The sequence below is a fragment of the Streptomyces sp. NBC_01267 genome (assembly GCF_036241575.1).
In the GTDB taxonomy this organism is placed as follows: Bacteria; Actinomycetota; Actinomycetes; order Streptomycetales; family Streptomycetaceae; genus Streptomyces.
The window spans coordinates 3,309,266-3,322,543 of the sequence record NZ_CP108455.1; the positions used below are offsets into that span (position 1 = coordinate 3,309,266).

The 13,278-nt window shown below is 69.8% G+C and carries 12 protein-coding genes and 1 pseudogene; 8 read left to right on the top strand and 5 right to left on the bottom strand.

The genetic code is table 11. The features are described 5' to 3' along the window. Positions 1–254: 254 nt before the first annotated feature. Both OG709_RS36065 and OG709_RS15125 read right to left on the bottom strand, forming a co-directional pair. Positions 255–749: pseudogene (locus OG709_RS36065) on the bottom strand (ATP-binding cassette domain-containing protein); the annotation flags it as partial. Beyond that, complete coding sequence (locus tag OG709_RS15125) at positions 746–1,261, bottom strand: GntR family transcriptional regulator (RefSeq protein ID WP_266642441.1); 516 nt, start codon at positions 1,259–1,261, stop codon at positions 746–748. The gene OG709_RS15125 and the pseudogene OG709_RS36065, both read right to left, overlap by 4 nt. Before the next feature lie 162 nt (positions 1,262–1,423). Between OG709_RS15125 and OG709_RS15130 the strand changes: the two genes are divergently transcribed. From OG709_RS15130 to OG709_RS15160, 7 genes are all read left to right on the top strand, one after another. Continuing rightward, on the top strand, positions 1,424–2,014 hold the full coding sequence (locus OG709_RS15130) for a flavin reductase family protein (protein ID WP_329169122.1): 591 nt from the start codon (positions 1,424–1,426) through the stop codon (positions 2,012–2,014). 498 nt (positions 2,015–2,512) lie between these two features. Beyond that, the gene (locus tag OG709_RS15135; protein ID WP_266642440.1) at positions 2,513–3,697 is read left to right on the top strand and encodes a helix-turn-helix domain-containing protein; all 1,185 of its coding nucleotides are present in this window, start codon (positions 2,513–2,515) and stop codon (positions 3,695–3,697) included. Positions 3,698–3,834: 137 nt separating this feature from the next. Next, positions 3,835–4,215 carry a DUF6415 family natural product biosynthesis protein gene (locus OG709_RS15140; protein WP_266642439.1) on the top strand — a complete coding sequence of 127 codons (381 nt, stop codon included), beginning with the start codon at positions 3,835–3,837 and terminating at the stop codon, positions 4,213–4,215. Beyond that, complete coding sequence (locus OG709_RS15145) at positions 4,208–4,771, top strand: hypothetical protein (RefSeq protein ID WP_266642437.1); 564 nt, start codon at positions 4,208–4,210, stop codon at positions 4,769–4,771. The genes OG709_RS15140 and OG709_RS15145 overlap by 8 nt, the downstream gene beginning before the upstream one ends. Positions 4,772–5,160: 389 nt before the next feature. Further along, positions 5,161–5,373, top strand: coding sequence for a putative ATP-grasp-modified RiPP (gene tgmA / locus OG709_RS15150; RefSeq protein ID WP_266642435.1), 213 nt, complete (start codon positions 5,161–5,163; stop codon positions 5,371–5,373). Next, entirely contained in the window at positions 5,373–6,341 is a 969-nt protein-coding gene (gene tgmB / locus OG709_RS15155; protein ID WP_266642433.1) for an ATP-grasp ribosomal peptide maturase, read from the top strand. The genes tgmA and tgmB overlap by 1 nt, the downstream gene beginning before the upstream one ends. Beyond that, a complete protein-coding gene (locus OG709_RS15160; RefSeq protein WP_329166506.1) occupies positions 6,338–7,519 on the top strand; it encodes a methyltransferase domain-containing protein in 1,182 nt (393 codons plus the stop codon). Before tgmB ends, OG709_RS15160 begins: the two co-directional genes overlap by 4 nt. 47 nt (positions 7,520–7,566) lie before the next feature. Here the strand turns inward: OG709_RS15160 and OG709_RS15165 are convergent, their stop codons facing one another. Together OG709_RS15165 and OG709_RS15170 are read right to left on the bottom strand one after the other, a co-directional pair. Further along, positions 7,567–8,883 carry an MFS transporter gene (locus OG709_RS15165; RefSeq protein WP_329166508.1) on the bottom strand — a complete coding sequence of 439 codons (1,317 nt, stop codon included), beginning with the start codon at positions 8,881–8,883 and terminating at the stop codon, positions 7,567–7,569. Positions 8,884–9,037: 154 nt separating this feature from the next. Then, entirely contained in the window at positions 9,038–10,303 is a 1,266-nt protein-coding gene (locus tag OG709_RS15170; RefSeq protein ID WP_250301228.1) for an MFS transporter, read from the bottom strand. A 70-nt stretch (positions 10,304–10,373) separates the two neighbouring features. Here OG709_RS15170 and OG709_RS15175 point away from each other — a divergent pair, with 70 nt between their 5' ends. After that, positions 10,374–11,405: a GlxA family transcriptional regulator gene (locus OG709_RS15175; protein WP_266642429.1), complete on the top strand. Its 1,032-nt coding sequence runs from the start codon at positions 10,374–10,376 to the stop codon at positions 11,403–11,405. Between the two features lie 25 nt (positions 11,406–11,430). Here OG709_RS15175 and OG709_RS15180 read toward each other — a convergent pair whose 3' ends face one another. Further along, positions 11,431–12,999 carry an alkaline phosphatase D family protein gene (locus tag OG709_RS15180; protein WP_266642427.1) on the bottom strand — a complete coding sequence of 523 codons (1,569 nt, stop codon included), beginning with the start codon at positions 12,997–12,999 and terminating at the stop codon, positions 11,431–11,433. Positions 13,000–13,278: the final 279 nt, after the last annotated feature.

A 13,278-nucleotide genomic window follows, 5' to 3' on the forward strand; every position in this document is an offset into this window, starting at 1 on the left:
ACGACCGTGGCGCGGTCCAGTTCGGGCGGCAGCCCGTCGGCGGCGCCCTCGTCGGCGCGGCCGGTGAGCAGGGTGTGGCTGTCGCACAGGTCCTGGGCGTCACCGGTCAGCCGGACCCCGCCGCCCTTGAGCAGCAGGACGTGGTCGCAGACGTTCTCCAGCTCGGCGAGCAGGTGCGAGGACATGACGACGCTGATGGAACGCTCGGCGACCTCGGCCATCAGCAGGCCCATGACCTCGTGGCGTACGACGGGGTCGAGGTCGGCCAACGGCTCGTCGAGCAGCAGCAGATCGGGCTTCTTGCCGAGTACCACGGCCAGCGCGATCCGGGTGCGCTGCCCCGGCGAGAGGGTGCCCACCCGGGCGTGCGGGGAGATGTCCCCGGCCCGTACGACGCTCTCGGCCAGGGCGGCGTCCCAGCCACGGTTGAGCTTGCGCCCCATCCGGAGGGTGTCGGCGACGGTGAAGCCGGCGTAGAGCGGTTTGTCCTGGGCGAGGAAGGCCGTACGGTCACGGGCCCCGGGGGCGCCGGGCAGGGCACCGAAGACGCGGACCTCGCCGGTCGTGGGGCGCATCAGATCGGAGACGAGGTGCAGCAGGGTGCTCTTGCCCGCGCCGTTGGGGCCGACGAGGCCGGTGATCCGGCCCGCCGGTACCGCGAAGTCGCAGTCACGCAGGGCCCATCCGCTGCCGAACCTGAGCCCGAGGCCTTGCGCCCGCACCGCTGTGTCTGCGGTCGGAACAGTCACTCTTCTTCCTCCAATGAGTCCGGCTCCGACGAGTCCGGCTTCGATGAGCCCGGCTTCGATGAGCGCGGCTTCGACGAGCGCGGGGAGTCCTGGGAACGCGGGGTGCCCTGGGAGCGCGGGATGTTCTGGGTACGCGGATGGCTCTCGTCCAGCGCGTCGGCCACCAGGGCCGTCACGTCCTCGCGTTCGAGCCCGGCCTCGCGGGCCCGCGCCAGCCAGTCGGCAAGCTCCGCGCGGAGCGGGGAGCCCGCCGCGGCCTCCGGTCTGGAGAGCGAGCGGGACACGAAGGTCCCCTTGCCGGGCCGTGGCTCGACGAGCCCTTCCCGCTCCAGCTCGCGGTAGGCCTTGAGCACGGTGTTGGGGTTGATCGCGGTGGCCTCCACCACCTGCCGGGTCGTGGGGAGCCGGTCCCCCGGCTCCAGTGCGCCGAGGCGCAGCGCGGTCTTCACCTGATGGACGATCTGCAGGTACGTGGCGACCCCGCTGTGCCGGTCGATCCGGAATGCGACCATCTCCACCCTCTCTCCACCCTCTTTCACTAACGTGTTAGTGAAAGGATGATGACACAGACTCAGGGCAACGCCGACAGGTACCCCCACAAGCCGTCCGGGCGCCCGGGGGTTCCCATCTGACGCACCGTCAGCTTCAATGGAGGAGTGATGGGACACGCAGGGATGGCGGTCGCCGCCGTCCGATACCTCAGGTCCGTGGGCGCCCCGACGACGGCACAGCCGGTCGACCCGCTCCCCCGCCCCGACCTGCGGGCCGTCGCGGACGACGAGCGGCTGCCGGTGGACCCGGCCGAATTCCGCCGCGTACTGGGCAACTTCGCCAGCGGCGTCACGGTCATCACGGCCACCGACGCCGACGGCCCGACCGGCTTCGCCTGCCAGTCGTTCGCCTCACTGTCCCTGGACCCGCCACTGGTCGCGTTCATGGTCGCCCGTACGTCGACGACCTGGCCGCGCATCGCCCGCGCCGGAACCTTCTGCGTCAACATCCTGGGCGCGGACCAGGGCCCACTGTGCCGCGGCTTCGCGGTGAGCGGCGCGGACAAGTTCGCGGGCGTCGTCCACACCCCCGCGCCCGTGACGGGCGCACCGCTGCTCGCGGACGTACCGGCCTGGATCGACTGCCGCATCCACGCCGTGCACACGGGCGGCGACCACCTGATCGTGGTGGGCCGGGTGGAGGCACTGGGCGGCACGGGCGAGGGTGTGCCGCTGCTGTTCCACCAGGGGAAGTTCGGCCGCTTCACGGCCTGAGGGGGCTGCCCCTCTCAGCCTTCGGCCCCCGCGCAGAGCGCCCGATTTTGCAAGCACTTGTCACCGCGGGCTGGGGCTGGTGTGCCGGATGCGGAATCGCGCTCCGGCTGTTCGTCGGCTGGCTCCGCAGAATTCAAGGCGTCGAGCTCGCGTCCACGTACAGCGAGCCCAGAGACCAGTAGCAACCCCACGACGCGGGCAAAGCCGCCCGGCGACCAGCCACCTGGGTGCTGCCGTGGCCCCTGCTCTCCGGGGCCCAGCGCCAGAGATTCACACAGTGGCCTCACCCCTGATGGGGATACCGCAGGCCCTCGGCGATCACGATCAGCGAGCGGGCCACCACGTCCTCCCACGGATGTCCGTCCGACCAGAGTCCGGGAGACCCGTTCGGACAGGCACGAAAGTGACCAACGAGGCTATTTCGCAGGGGCTTTCGTCCGGCAGCACCGTCTCAAGCGGGCGTACCGTTCCTAGTGGCCGCCAGAAACGGAGATCCGTATGCCCCCGCACGTCGAAGAGCACGCCGGTGCACGCATCGCCCACGCTCGCAAGGTCCGTCGGCTGACCCAGCGAGAACTCTCCGACCTCTCCCACATCTCGTACAGCACCATCACCAAGGTTGAGCAAGGTGCGATGCCCGCCAGCCCATCCGTGATGGGGGCGCTGGCCCGTGCACTGTCCGTCCCCATCACGGAGCTGACAGGCCAGCCGTACATGGACGAGCTGCGAAAGGATCAGCTGGACGGTCTGATCAATCCCATCCGCGAGGCTTTGAACATCTACGACCTCGGTGCCGACCCCGACATCGCGCCGCGTTCCCTGGAAGAGCTTGAGGCGGACGCCGAGCGGCTGTGCGCACTGGTGCGGAAGACAAACATCAAGCAGGTCGCGGCCGCGCTGCCGAGTCTCATCCATGAGGCGACGACGGCCGCGCACACGCAGGACAGTGACCGGGTGTGGCAGCTCCTGGCGAGCACGTACCGCACTGCGTACGACGTGACGACCAAGCTCGGGTTCGCGGACCTGTGCACGGTGGCCCTGGACCGGATGGACTGGGCTGCCCGGCGGGCATCGGACCCGGTACTGAGTGGGCTGAGGCAGTACATGCGCGCCCTGGCCTACCTGCGGGCGAGTGACTACCGAACGGGCAAGCGGCTGATCGCGCTCGGCATGTCCGCGCTGGAGCAGGCCGAGCCAGGCCGGGTGACGGACGTAGCCATGGGACAGCTCCACCTGGGCGTTGCGGTCCTGGCAGGCCGCGACAAGGACCGGGAGACCGCGCAGGCGCATCTCGGTGAAGCCAAGCGCCTCGCGGAGATCACAGGGCCCGCGGAGACGGTCCACTGGCTCTCCTTCGGACCGACGAATGTCAGCGTGCACCGGGTGGGCGTCCTCGCTGAACTGGACCTGTACCCGGAGGCCGTCGAAGAAGCGGCCAGGATCACCGTCCCGGAGGGCTGGCCGCCGTCACGACTCGCGCACCATTACGCGGAGGTGGCTCGGGCACAGATGTGGACCGGGCACACCGAGTCGGCGTTCAAGAGCTTGCAGACGGCGCGGAAACTCGCTCCACAGCAGACTCGCTATCACCCGACGGTCCGTGAGACGTACGCGGGACTGCATGCCGCGCGTCGCCGCATGCCCGAGACCTTTGGCAACTACGGCTCATGGCTGGGCCTATGACGTAGTGTCACCCTCTGGCCGGAACTGTCAGTGAACTCTGACAGTTCCGGCCTTCTTCTGTCTGCACAGTGAGAGTCAGGACCCCCGCAGCCGCGTGAACGGCCCGGGGGCGTGGCCGATCTGAGGAGCAGACCGACATGCAGAAACCTACAGTTCTACCGGCGCAGCCGAACAGAGACCCACGTCCGGTCGATGTCGAGACGATGCGCGTCATCACCGCCCGTCTGCTGGGTGAGAACGCAGAACTCCCTTCTCTGAAAGAACTCGACACCATGTGCCTGCAACTTCGTGGGCATCTGATGCTGCTCATCCCTGAAGTTTCGGAGCTCGCTTCTCAGCGCCCCCCGGAGGACGAACTGCGGGCTACTACGGCGGCCGGTATCGGTGAGGCGCGTCGACGCCTGAGCGCTACACAGGGATACCGGCTGCCCGTCGTGCTCAGCTATGCGCAGCGCCTGGCGCGCTCGGTGGACGCGTTGTGCACGCACCTGGAGAACCTGGAGGCGTGCGGTGAGTGACTGCGTCGCACCGTGGAAGCCTCCGCAGGGGACCGTGGGCGAGCTGGTGGCCGCCGGACGCTCCTGGGACGCCGTCCGTGCCCCGTGCAGCATCGGAGCCACCGTCGTCGACCAACTCGGCGAGAACTGCGGCGCGGTGATCCAGGACGGCTACGCACAGAAGCTGTACTGGCTCATCAAGCCTGGCACCGCCGACACATGGCAGCACCGGCCCGGATCGTGCGTGACCGTACTGGGTAGCGCCTCGTACGTATTCGTACCGTCCGTGGAGCGCACCGAAGGACCGGGCCTGTGGTGGAAGGTCCCGCTTGAACCGTTGCGCTACCTCACCGACGCGGAGCAGCTGAAGGCCGCGCTTGAGGAGCAGTTGGATGCGGCGCTCGGCCCGCGAACCCTGCTGGCCTGCGAACCATGCATGCAGGCCCGGGTGTTCAGGACGGACCATGACGGGTGCACGGGCGTCAGCAGTACGGAGTTGCAGGGCAGGCGGATGCGCCCGGGTGAGCCCCGTCCCTGCCCCTGCGATCACCAACCGCCCCGGAACAGCGATGCGTGAGCCGAAGAACCGCCTCGCCGCCCTGACGGTGCTCTCCTGCCTCGTCGCTGTCCCGCTCCTCATGTTCCGCGTTCACGACCTGGCCGTATAACCCACGCACCACACCCCATGGCGACCGAATCGGGTTCAAGGGTCGCACCCGACAACACCCGCCCCGGCCGGAGTCCCGTAAGACCCGGCCGGAGCGGGCCTCCGACCGCAACGCATGAGAGAGAGAAGGCGACTACCCAACTCGCCTACGGCCAGGAGTAATCGAGCTTGAGCGGCCCGGCCCCGCTCCACTACGAAGGAAGAGAGAGATCGTGACCACAGTCGCACACCCACGTGAAGCATTTCCCATGGCGCCTGAAGGCGACCGTCTGCCGTCCAGTGCGGAAGAGCCCTCCCCTGTGAGCAGCCGACCGTGGATTCTCCGTTTCGTCCGAGTCCCCGACGCCCAGCAGGCCACCGTCGTACCCGAGACCGCCTATGACGACGAACTTCAGATGTCGCTCACCACCGACGGCAATCCGGTCACCGTCATGGCCAATACGCACTCCCCGACGATTCCCGACGGCAGCACCACGAACCCGCCCCCGCTGGATGAGGGGGCCAAGGACTGATGTCGGCGATCCTGGTCATCGCGGCTCGGGACGACTGGCCGACCGACCGCGTCATCAAGATTCTCGGCGAGCGCGGGGCGCGGGTATTCCGCATGGACACCGCTGACTTTCCCCAGCATTTGGGGGTGGCGGCCCGGATCGATCAGGCGGCCACCTGGCACGGCGAACTGGCCACGGACAGCCGGACGGTGGATCTGGCCGACATCGACGCTGTCTACTTCCGGGCGCCGGGAGGATTCTCCTTCCCCGAAGACATGTCCGGGCCTGAACGGCGTTTCGCCGCCGCGCAGGCCCGCGCCGGGCTCGGCGGGGTCATCACCGCTCTGGAGGGCTGCCGTTGGGTCAGCAACCCAGCCGCCATGGCCCGCGCCGAGTACAAGCCGGTCCAGCTGGCCGCAGCCCGGGAAGCCGGCCTGCGGATCGCTCCGACCCTCATCACCAACCGACCTGAATCCGTACGGGCCTTCGCGGCCGAGGCACGGGGCCCGATCGTGTGCAAGCCCGTCGCGTCCCCGGTGTTCATCGAAGGCAACCAGCTCAAGGCCGTCTACTCGAAGCGCCTGGACGCGGACGGCCTGACGGACCTGCGGGGCATCGAGAGCACCGCGCACCTTTTCCAGGCGTGGGCCGACAAGGCGTACGAAGTACGGCTCACTGTCGTCGGGAACCGCATGTTCGCTGCGGAGATCCATGCCGGGAGCGATGCCGCGTACGAGGACTGGCGCACCGACTACGCGTCGCTCACCTATGCGGCAACCGACACCCCCGCCGACGTCGCGAGCGGGGTGCGTCGACTCCTCGACATGCTTCATCTGCGCTACGCCGCCTTGGACTTCGTCGTCTCGCCCGCCGGGGAGTGGACGTTTCTTGAGGCGAATCCGTGCGGACAATGGGACTGGATCGCGCACGCCACGGATCTGCCGATCGCGGAAGCCATCGCCGACGAACTGCAAGGAGCAGCCGCGTGAATCAGTCAGCTGCCGACATCGCACGACCGCACCTGGCCGTGCTCTCCGACGAACTGGCCAAGGCCGGCGTGATCCGCACGCCGCAGTGGGCCGAGGCGTTCTCCAAGGTCCCCCGGCACGTTCTCGTGCCCCGCTGGTACGAACAGGAGACCAATGCCAGGGGCATTACGGTGTGGCGCCTGCGGCACACCGTCCACGAGGGCGGGCTTGAGGATGTCTACCGCGACCGCACGCTCGTCACGGCCCTCGACCCGGCTTCGGCCGAGAAGGTGGATGACCAGGCGTGGACGGGGATCCCCACGTCGTCCAGCACTCTGCCGAGCCTGATGGCGGGAATGCTGGACGACCTGTCGGTGCAGGACGGGCAGCGCGTCCTGGAAATCGGAACGGGTACCGGATACAACGCGGGCCTGCTCTCTGCCCGCCTCGCTGACCATCTGGTGCACTCCGTCGACGTGGACCCGGACTTCGTACAGCTCGCGCGGACCCGTCTCGGACAGCTGGGCTTCCATCCGCACCTCGCAGTCGGAGACGGGCAGAGCGGCTTCCCGGGAGGGGGACGGTTCGACCGGATCATTGCCACGTGCTCGGTGCCCCGGATCCCGGATGCGTGGATCGAGCAGACAGAGCCGGGCGGGTTCGTCCTCACCGACCTCGCGTTCGGGATCGACGGGGGGATCGTCCGCCTCGCCGTCGAAGCGGACGGCACGGCAACCGGGCACTACACCCGCACGAGCGGGCGCTTCATGCCCGCACGGAGCGCACCCACGACCTACCCGAACCGTCAACGCGCGCCGTACGCGACGGAGACCGGAACGCGACCGACCGTGGTGACGGCCACCGACATCCGTGGCTGCTACCCGTTCCGGCTGCTGCTCGGTTTCACCCTGCCTGACGCCGAACTCGTCTACCACATCGACGACGACGGCCGGACCGCTCTGCAACTCCAGACACCGGACGGAGCATGGGCGCGCACACCGCTGACAGCGCCACACGGAGGCGCGACCGTCACCTGGGGCGGCCCCGGAGAGCTGTGGGAGGAGGTCGAAGCTGCCTGGAGGTGGTGGACCGAGCAAGGGATGCCCGACCAGTCCCGTTACGGAATCACTCGTGCACCGGACGGCCATGTGCACGCCTGGTACGCACCGGACGGCCGACGCTGGAACCTCGGTGCATGAACCCGGGCAGCCGCTTCTCGGCCTGAGGAGCTCCCCCCCTCTAGGTTTCAGCCCGCCGCGACTGCCATCACCGGCCGCTGCCTGATCACCAGTGCCATCAGCGCCGCCGCCGCGCAGAGCGCCCCCGACGCGTACCAGATCACGTCGTACGAGCCGAAGACGTCCCGCGCCAGACCGCCCAGGTACGCGACCAGTGCCGCGCCCACCTGGTGCGAGGCCAGCACCCAGCCGAAGACGATCGCGCTGTCCTCGCCGTAGTGCTCACGGCAGAGGGCGATGGTCGGCGGGACCGTGGCCACCCAGTCGAGGCCGTAGAAGACGATGAAGAAGACCATCGGCGGGTGGACGGACGGAGCGAGCAGCATCGGGAGGAAGAGCAGCGAGATGCCGCGCAGCGCGTAGTAGACCGCCAGCAGCCGGCGGGACTCGAAGCGGTCGGTGAACCAGCCCGACGCGATCGTGCCCATGATGTCGAAGACGCCGATCACCGCGAGCAGCGAGGCGGCGGCCGTGACGGGCATGCCGTGGTCGTGGGCGGCCGGGACGAAGTGGGTCTTCACCAGGCCGTTGGTGGACGCGCCGCAGATCGCGAACGTACCGGCCAGCAGCCAGAACGGCCCTGTGCGGGCCGCCCGGAACAACACGTCCAGGGTACGGCGGGCCGCACCCGTGGCGGGCGGCGGCTTAGGTACGAACTCTGTTGCACCGTAGGGAGATTGACCGACGTCCGCGGGGTGGTCGCGCAGCAGGATCCAGACCAGCGGCACCACCGCGAGCGCCGCCAGTGCCACGGTGACCGCAGCCGGGCGCCAGCCGTGGTGTTCGACCAGCCAGGACAGGAACGGTAGGAAGACCAGTTGGCCGGAGGCGCCCGCCGCGGTGAGGACGCCGGTGACCAGGCCCCGCTTGGCGACGAACCAACGGTTGGTGACCGTCGCCGCGAACGCCAGCGCCATCGAGCCGCTGCCCAGACCGACCAGGACGCCCCAGTAGAGGATCAGCTGCCAGGCGGCCGTCATCCACACCGTCAGCACCGAGCCGACCGCGATGACGGTGAGCGCGACCGCCACCACCCGGCGGATCCCGAAGCGGTCCATCAGGGCCGCGGCGAACGGCGCCGTGAGCCCGTACAGCGCGAGGTTCACCGAGACCGCGAAGCCGATCGTGCCGCGCGACCAGTGGAACTCCCGATGCAACGGATCGATCAGGAGCCCCGGCAGCGACGCGAAGGCCGCGGCGCCGATGATCGTCACAAAGGTCACCGCGGCGACGAACCAGGCGCGGTGCAGGCGCGGTCGGCGGCCGAGGGGTGGCCGTTCGGGGGCGGCGAGATGTTCGCTTGTCTGCGTCACGCGGCCCAGCATCACGCGGGCGGCCGGGCCGTACGAGTGGCCCGGGGGACAGCCTTCGATACGATCGGGCCACCGGGTCCGAGTGGCCTGCGCGACCGTTACGGCCCTGAGCGACCCGGACGGCGTGCGCGCCCTCCGTACGGCCTGCACGCCCCGCGGCCTGTGCCTACACCTTGCGCCGCAGCCCCCGTATCGCCGGGACCGCGAACAGCACCGCGCACACCAGCACGTTGATCACCACCCCGGTCACCAGCACCTGCTTCATACCGACCGCGTCGGCGACCGGTCCGGCCAGCGCCCGGCCGACCGCGAGCATGATCATCGAGCCCGCCACGTCGTACGCGTGCAGCCGGTTCAGGGCCTCCGTCGGTACGTGGGTCTGGACCGTCGTCGACCACATCACCAGCCAGAACGCGGACGCCACACCGCCGATGAAGAAGCCCAGGGAGAGCAGCGCCAGCGGTACGTCGTAGGCCAGGACCAGCAGGTTGGCGATCATCCCGAAGAGGGCGAAGGTACCGGCGAAGAGCGGGCGGCGGGGGCGGGCGCGCATGGCGATCAGGCCGCCGACCGCGTTGCCCGCGCCGTTGACCGTCATCATCAGGCCGTACATCGCGGAGCTGTGCCGCCCGGTGACGACGACCGCCTCCAGCGGGATCAGCGGGCCCAGGACCATCACCCCGTACACCGTCCAGACGGCGATGACACCCCAGAGCCAGGTACGTGCCTTGAACTCCTTCCAGCCACCCACGATTTCCGCCACCAGCGACTCGCCGTGACTGCGGGCCATCGGGGCCATCCGGATCAGGAAGAGGCAGATGCCGCTGACCGCGAAGGTCGCCGCGTTCAGGCCGAAGACCGTGCCGGGGCCGCCCATTCCGGCCAGGGCGCCCGCCACCGCGGGGCCCGCCATCGTCGTCAGCGATTCGGCGACCCGCAGCAGTGCGTTGCCGCGCTGCACGTCGGGGACGACCTTGGGCAGCATGCTCGCGACGCCCGGCTGGAAGAGCGCGGCGCCCAGGCCGTTGACCGCGCTCAGCCCGTACACGAGCCAGAGCGGCGGCGCGCCCGTCACGAAGACCAGCGCGAGCACCGTGGTGGCGACGAGGCGCATCGCATCCGCGAGCACCATCATCCGGCGGGGGGTGAAGCGGTCCGCCAGCACTCCGCCCACGATGACGAACCCGGCGAAGCTCACCGTCCAGGCCCCGAGCGCGAAGCTCACGGCGGAGGCGCCATGACCGGTGTCCAGCAGCCCTGCGGCGAGGGCGACGGGCACCATGCCGTCGCCGAAGCGGGCCACGGTACGGGCGGTGAAGAAGTAGCGGAAGTTGCGGTTCCAGAGAGTCAGCGGCTCACTGTCGAAGCCTGCCGGGGAGAGCGGGGAAGGGAGTTCGGGAATGACCTGGTCGGTCAGGTGCTTTTCAGTCACAGTGTCTGATGCATATCAAGGAGTGGTCTGGACCACCAGTCCTGTCTCACAAGGAGGAACGGAGAGCCCCATGCCCCGGCCCCACCGGATCGTCGTGCTCGCCCTCGACGGGCTGCTCCCCTTCGAACTCGGCATCCCGCACCGCATCTTCGACCGCCCGCACGGCTCCGACGGACGCCCGCTCTACGAGGTCGTCACCTGCTCCGTGCGCCCGCCGGGCACCGTCCGTACCGACGCCGATTTCTCCATCAGCGTCGAGAACGGACCCGAGGCGCTCGCCACCGCCGACACCGTCGTCGTCCCCGCCTCGTACGAACTCGGCCCGGTGCACACCGAGGGCAGGCTCACCGGCGAGCTGGCCGCCGCCCTTGCCCACATCCGGCCCGGCACCCGGCTCGTCTCCATCTGCACCGGCGGATACGTCCTCGCCGCGGCCGGATACCTCGACGGGCGCCCCGCGACCACGCACTGGTCGTCCGCCGAGCACTTCCAGCGGCTGTTCCCCGCCGTGCGCGTCGACCCCGACGTCCTGTTCGTCGACGACGGCGACGTACTGACCTCGGCGGGCGTGGCCGCGGGCATCGACCTGTGTCTGCACATCGTGCGCCGCGACCACGGAACGGCGGTCGCCAACGACGTGGCCCGCCGTACGGTCGTCCCGCCGCACCGGGACGGCGGCCAGGCCCAGTACATCCAACGCCCGCTGCCGGACGCGCAGTCGGCGACGACGACCGGGGCACGGGCCTGGGCGCTGGGCCGGCTGCACGAGCCGATCCGGCTGCGGGACCTGGCCGCGCGGGAGTCGATGTCCGTCCGCACCTTCACCCGCCGCTTCCGGGAGGAGGCGGGCATCAGCCCCGGTCAGTGGCTGACCCGTCAGCGGGTGGAACGTGCCCGGTATCTGCTGGAGTCCTCGGACCTGTCGGTCGACGAGGTGGCACAGGACGCGGGGTTCGGCACCGCGCAGTCGCTGCGCCAGCACTTCCAGGCGGCGCTGGGGGTGACGCCGACCGCGTACCGGCGGACGTTCCGTACGGCACACGGCGCCCCGGCCGGGGACCGCCAGGCACACGGCACCCCGGCCGGGAGCGTGGCACCGTGAACCGGCCGGGACCGTAACACCGGGCTCAGCGCAGCAGCTGCACCCCCGGCCGCCCCGACCGCACCTGCAGCCGGGCCAGGGTGCTCGCCTTCGCCTTCCGGCTGAGCACCGTGTCCACCACCCGCACCTGCGCGTCCACCGACGACTGCCCGATGTCGAACAGGTGGTAGCCGCGGTGCGCGTCGATGACCTTCCAGTGCGGGTTGTCGGCCTTCAGCGGGTCCCACTCCTTGTGGAACGCCGCCAGGTCCTGGTCGCCGCCGCTGGAGATGGACGTACCGACGAACTCCGCGCCGACCACCGCCGACGACGGGTGCGCGAAGTCCTTCTTCAGGTCGCTGATCATCGTCAGATGGCGGTCGCCGGAGAGCACCACCGGGTTGTGGACCTTCTGCAACTCGGCCATCAGGGCGTTGCGTTCGACCTGGTAGCCGTCCCAGGCGTCGTAGTACCAGAGCTTGCCCGCCCCGAGCTTCAGGTCGGTCTCGGCCATCATGATCTGCGAGGCGATGATGTTCCACTGGGCCGGTGAGCGGTGCAGCCCCTGCAGCAGCCACTCCTTCTGCCGCGCGCCGAGCATGGTGAGCTTCGGGTCCTCCGCGCCCGCCTGGGTGGTGACCTGGTTGCTGCGGAACTGGCGGGTGTCCAGGACGTTCAGCCGGACGAGGCGGCCGTAGTCGAAGCGCCGGTACATCTGGACGTGCGGCCCGTTCGGGACCTGCGCGGCGCGCACCGGCATGTGCTCGTAGTACGCCTGGTAGGCGGCGGTGATCCGGGCGACGAACGCCTCGTGCGACTGCTTGGCCGGATCCTGCGGGACCTGGCCGGCGTAGTCGTTGTCGACCTCGTGGTCGTCGAAGGTCACCACCCAGGGCGCCTGCGCGTGGATCGCCTGGAGGTCGGGGTCGGTGCGGTACTGGGCGTAACGGTTGCGGTACTGGCCCAGGGTGTACGGCTCGCCGTGGCCCTCGTGGACGCGCACGGCGGCGGCCGACGGGGTGGACTCGTAGATGTAGTCGCCGACGAAGAGGACCAGGTCGGGGTCCTGGGCGCGCATGTCCGCGTACGGGGTGAAGTACCCCTGCTGCCAGTTCTGGCAGGAGGCGAGGGCGATGCGGAGCTTGCCGCCGGAGGAGAGCGGATCCGGCGCGGTCCGGGTGCGGCCGACGGGCGAGACCTGGCCGCCGCAGCGGAACCGGTACCAGTATCTGTGGTCCGGCTTCAGCCCCTTGGCGTCGGCGTGCACGCTGTGGGCACGCTCCGGTACGGCGCTCTCGGTGCCGTGGCGCACGATGGTGCGGAAGCGCTCGTCCTCGGCGATCTGCCATTCGACGGTGACCGGGGCGTCCGGCATCCCGCCGCCGTTCAACGGGTCGGGTGCGAGCCTGGTCCAGAGGACGACGGCGTCCGGCAGCGGGTCGCCGGACGCGATGCCGAGCCGGAACAGCCCGTCGGGGAGGGCCGGGGTGGCGGCGGATGCGGCGCCGGAGAACGGAAGTTGGACGGTGGCCGCGGCGCCGAGCGCGACGGCGGAACCTGCGAGGAACCGGCGGCGGCCGGTGAGAGCGGAGCGTGCTGCGTCTGCTGCGGGCATGCGAATTGACTCCCTGGCTCCTGGGGCCTCTTGTCGCGAACGAGAGTCACAGGACCGAGTGGCCGTACCGCTGAACGCCACGCATCGTGCGTGTGACGGTTGCCGGAAAGGCGCGATCGCGAGCCCCGGGTACCGCCGCCGGGGCCGCAGCGACTGGACGGAGCACGCGGGGAAGGCACGTGGCGGGCCGAAACCCGGCCGAATCCGGCTGCTCCGAACGAGCAGCCGGATCACCGGACAGTCAGAAGGCCGGATAGCCGGGTATCCGGATAGCCGGAT

Bases quoted from the DNA above. Each gene is read 5' to 3' on its own strand.
- OG709_RS15165 (WP_329166508.1), bottom strand. From the start codon at position 8,883: ATGCTGGGCCGCGTGACGCAGACAAGCGAACATCTCGCCGCCCCCGAA.
- OG709_RS15140 (WP_266642439.1), top strand. From the start codon at position 3,835: ATGCAGAAACCTACAGTTCTACCGGCGCAGCCGAACAGAGACCCACGT.
- OG709_RS15135 (WP_266642440.1), top strand. From the start codon at position 2,513: ATGCCCCCGCACGTCGAAGAGCACGCCGGTGCACGCATCGCCCACGCT.
- OG709_RS15180 (WP_266642427.1), bottom strand. From the start codon at position 12,999: ATGCCCGCAGCAGACGCAGCACGCTCCGCTCTCACCGGCCGCCGCCGG.
- OG709_RS15125 (WP_266642441.1), bottom strand. From the start codon at position 1,261: ATGGTCGCATTCCGGATCGACCGGCACAGCGGGGTCGCCACGTACCTG.
- OG709_RS15175 (WP_266642429.1), top strand. From the start codon at position 10,374: ATGCCCCGGCCCCACCGGATCGTCGTGCTCGCCCTCGACGGGCTGCTC.
- tgmB (WP_266642433.1), top strand. From the start codon at position 5,373: ATGTCGGCGATCCTGGTCATCGCGGCTCGGGACGACTGGCCGACCGAC.
- OG709_RS15130 (WP_329169122.1), top strand. From the start codon at position 1,424: ATGGCGGTCGCCGCCGTCCGATACCTCAGGTCCGTGGGCGCCCCGACG.